The sequence below is a fragment of the Streptomyces sp. NPDC054794 genome (assembly GCF_053611585.1).
On record NZ_JBSHAQ010000129.1, the window covers coordinates 1 to 3,470 of the forward strand.

The window sequence follows — 3,470 nt, forward strand, 5'->3', positions numbered from 1 at the left end:
CGGGCGCTTCCCTTCGGTCTTGCGTTTCCGACTCTATCAGATCTTTTCTCGATCCGATTTCCTCGGTGCTTTCCAGGTTTCCGCTTCCGCGTTTCTCTTTCCGGCGACTCCGACTTTATCAGAAGTTCTTGGCCGGTCTGACCGGCGCTCATTCCTGAATAATCGGAAGATGCTTCTCGGAATGTTGACTCCACAAGAAGCGGATAGATTCTATGCGGCTGCCCACTGAACTGTCCAGTTCTAGGCAACTGTTTGAATCTACCTCCCCACTCGCTCCGTGTCAACGGTTCTTGTGGGGCGAAGAGGAGACTAGCAGCTCAAGAGGCCTGTCCGCACATCAGGCGGCCATCGGCACGGCGGAGCTTCGCTCGGCTTCCTCAAGATCGCCCGTCTCGCCGGCGCGTGCGGCACGGCCGCCCAGGACAAAGACGTACGCGAGAAAGGCCAGCTCGGCGACGACGCCGATGCCTATGCGTGCCCAGGTGGGCAGGCCCGAAGGGGTGACGAAGCCTTCGATGGCACCGGAGACGAAAAGGACCAGGGCAAGGCCGATCGCCATGCCCACCGCGGCCCTGCCCTCCTCGGCGAGGGCCGTGCGGCGGGTGCGGGGACCCGGGTCGATGACGGTCCAGCCGAGACGCAGGCCCGTGCCGGCCGCGACGAAGACTGCGGTCAGTTCGAGCAGGCCGTGCGGGAGGACCAGGCCGAGGAAGGTATCGAGTCGGCCTGCCGACGACATCAGGCCGAAGCCGACGCCCAGGTTGAGCATGTTCTCGAAGAGGATCCAGAGGACAGGCAGGCCCAGGAAGGCGCCGAGGACGAGGCAGACCGCGGCGGCCTGGGCGTTGTTCGTCCACACCTGGGCCGCGAAGGAGGCCGCCGGGTGGCTGGAGTAGTACGTCTCGTACTCACCACCGGGGCGGGTGAGCTCGCGCAGTTGGTTCGGGGCTGCGATGGAGGACTGCACGTCGGGGTGCGTACCGATCCACCAGCCCAGGAGGATCGCGATCGCGGTGGAGATGAGCGCTGTGGGCACCCACCAGTGGCGCGAGCGGTAGACCGCGGCGGGGAAGCCCTGTCCCAGGAAACGTGTGACGTCGCGCCACGTGGCGCGGCGGGTGCCGGTCACCGCGCTGCGCGCGCGTGCCACGAGTTGGCTGAGCCGGCCCGTGAGTTGAGGATCGGGGGCGCTGGACTGGATCAGGGACAGGTGGGTGGCGGTGCGCTGATAGAGGGCGACGAGTTCGTCCGCCTCCGCCCCGTTGAGCCGGCGCTGGCGACGCAGCAGGGCGTCGAGGCGGTCCCACTCGGCTCGGTGGGCGGAGACGAAGACGTCGAGGTCCATCGGGTCTGCCTGCTCCTCGGCTGCTCATCGACGGCCGTGGCGGCTGTCAGGTTGTCGTACTGGCGCGCGATGCGCCCTCAGCTTGGCAGACTTGCGGTTCTCGGGGCAGGCCAGGGGAAGGACGACGGGTGTGAGTGAGCTGGTGACGGGCGAGGCGGTGGCGCTGGAACTGCGCCCTGCGAGGCTGCCCAGCAGGGCGCTGGCGGTGTTGCTCGACCTGGTCGTGGCCATGGTCGCCTATATCGCCGTGACCACGGCGCTGGTGGCGGCGACGGCGTCGTTGGACGAGGCGGCGCAGATCGCACTCACCATCACTACGTTCCTGCTGGTGCTGGTGGGCGCCCCAATTGCCGTGGAGACGCTCAGTCACGGCCGTTCGCTGGGGAAGATGGCGTGCGGGCTGCGCGTGGTGCGGGACGACGGCGGACCGATCCGGTTCCGGCACGCGCTGGTGCGCGGTGCGATCGGTGTCGTCGAGATCCTGCTGACGTTCGGGGTGATCGCCTGTATCGCGTCGCTCGTGTCGGCGCGCGGGCGGCGGCTCGGCGACGTGTTCGCGGGCACCCTGGTCGTACGGGAGCGGGTGCCTGTCGGGCAGGCCCGTTTCGTTCCTCCGCCGCCGCCCTGGCTCGCGGGGCGCTTTTCCGAGCTCGACCTCTCCGCCGTTCCGGATGGTCTGTGGCTTGCCGTTCGGCAGTACCTGACGCGCATGCAGCAGCTGGATCCGCAGGTCGCGAACGGCATGGCGGAGCGGCTCGCGGCCGACGTGGCGGCTCGGACGGGAACTCCGGCGCCGCAGGGTGTCCCGCCGGCGGCGTATCTGGCGGCGGTGGTGCAGGAGCGGCAGGCACGCGAGGCCCGTCGGGCCTTCGGGGGCGGCCCCGCGGCGGGTGGGAGGCCTGTCGTGGGAGGCATGGGTCCGGGCTTCCCGCCCGTCGGCGGTGCCGCTGTCGGCTATGCCCCTCCGGCAGCGCCTCAGTCACCCCCGCAGGCGGCCCCTCCGTCCGCGTATCAGTCGGCCGTGTATCAGCCGCAGCCTCCGTCGGAGTACGGCGTCGGAGGTCGGCCTGGGACCGGGGCGCCCGTCGATCGGCCCGCAGCCGCGCCTGCGCCTGCACCCGCGCCCCGGCAGGAAGGGCCCGCGGCCGACCGGTCGGCCACCGGGTTCGCTCCTCCGGCGTGACGCGAGCCGCCGTCGGTGTCAGCCGAACACCGACGGCGGTGTCTCAAGATCCTCCAGCTCGATTCCCGGCGCGGCGAGGACCACGTCCCCGGCGATGTGCACGGTGTGCTGCTCGCCCGTGTCCAGGGCTGTGACCTGGTATTCGTCCACGGTCAGGGGGGCGTTGTCAGTGGCGTGTGTTTCGCTTTTCACCAGGGCCCAGGACTGATCGACGGTGCGTGGGGCGAGCACCGGATCCGTGAAGGCCACGAGGCGGACGCGGGTCGCGGCGGCGGAAGGGGTGAGGCGCAGGAGACGGGCGGTGGCGACGAGGAACGCGGGGGACGTGCCGGTGAAGGCGTGGGCGCGCACATTGCCTTCGGTGGCATGAGTGCCGGTGGGGTCGGTTCGGACCCAGGTGACGCCGTCGAGGGCGGCGCCGCGCACCTGCCAGCCGCCCGCGTGGAGTTCGAGGCGGATGGGGCGGCCGAGGTCGTCGAGGGCGAGGTCGACGGAGCCGTAGTGGTCGCCCGAGGGGGTGGTCAGCTGGGAGACGTAACGCCAGCCGGACGGGCCGGGGGCGCAGTGGAAGTGCTCTTCTGCGAGGGGGGTGTGATCGTGCGGATCATGGAGCGAATAGCGGCCGCGGGGCATGGGGGTCCTGGGTTCTGACGGGCTGGTCCGGTCGGACGAGTCGGTCCGGCCTTCGGACGGGCTGGTCCGGGCAAAGGGGCAGGCCCCCGGCACGGGGGCGCGGGGGCCTGCCTCGGGGACCGGGGGGGACCTGCCGCCGAGGGGAGCGCGTCAGTGCACGGACGTCGCTCCCCCGGTGGGCGGGTCGCCGGACTCAGTAGCGGTAGTGGTCCGACTTGTACGGGCCGTCGACCTCCACGCCGATGTACGCGGCCTGCTCCGGGCGCAGCGTCGTGAGCTTGACGCCGAGGGCGTCCAGGTGGAGCCGGG

General features: G+C 70.5%; 5 protein-coding genes. 2 read left to right on the forward strand and 3 right to left on the reverse strand.

Annotated elements, in window-relative coordinates:
• The coding region (locus ACWGKT_RS48275) for a hypothetical protein (protein WP_453278787.1) at positions 1-229 on the forward strand (229 nt) is incomplete at its 5' end.
• Positions 230-337: 108 nt separating this feature from the next.
• Here ACWGKT_RS48275 and ACWGKT_RS48280 read toward each other — a convergent pair.
• Positions 338-1,345: a stage II sporulation protein M gene (locus ACWGKT_RS48280; RefSeq protein WP_453278788.1), complete on the reverse strand. Its 1,008-nt coding sequence runs from the start codon at positions 1,343-1,345 to the stop codon at positions 338-340.
• Between the two features lie 130 nt (positions 1,346-1,475).
• Between ACWGKT_RS48280 and ACWGKT_RS48285 the strand changes: the two genes are divergently transcribed.
• Positions 1,476-2,528, forward strand: a complete 1,053-nt coding sequence (locus ACWGKT_RS48285; protein ID WP_453278789.1) for an RDD family protein — start codon at positions 1,476-1,478, stop codon at positions 2,526-2,528.
• An 18-nt stretch (positions 2,529-2,546) separates the two neighbouring features.
• Here ACWGKT_RS48285 and ACWGKT_RS48290 read toward each other — a convergent pair whose 3' ends face one another.
• Both ACWGKT_RS48290 and ACWGKT_RS48295 read right to left on the reverse strand, forming a co-directional pair.
• Positions 2,547-3,161, reverse strand: coding sequence for a hypothetical protein (locus tag ACWGKT_RS48290; RefSeq protein ID WP_356159643.1), 615 nt, complete (start codon positions 3,159-3,161; stop codon positions 2,547-2,549).
• Between the two features lie 193 nt (positions 3,162-3,354).
• Positions 3,355-3,470 (reverse strand): adenosylhomocysteinase (locus ACWGKT_RS48295; protein WP_356159646.1); only part of this gene is annotated, 116 nt, incomplete at its 5' end.

Bases quoted from the DNA above. Each gene is read 5' to 3' on its own strand.
- ACWGKT_RS48280 (WP_453278788.1), bottom strand. From the start codon at position 1,345: ATGGACCTCGACGTCTTCGTCTCCGCCCACCGAGCCGAGTGGGACCGC.
- ACWGKT_RS48290 (WP_356159643.1), bottom strand. From the start codon at position 3,161: ATGCCCCGCGGCCGCTATTCGCTCCATGATCCGCACGATCACACCCCC.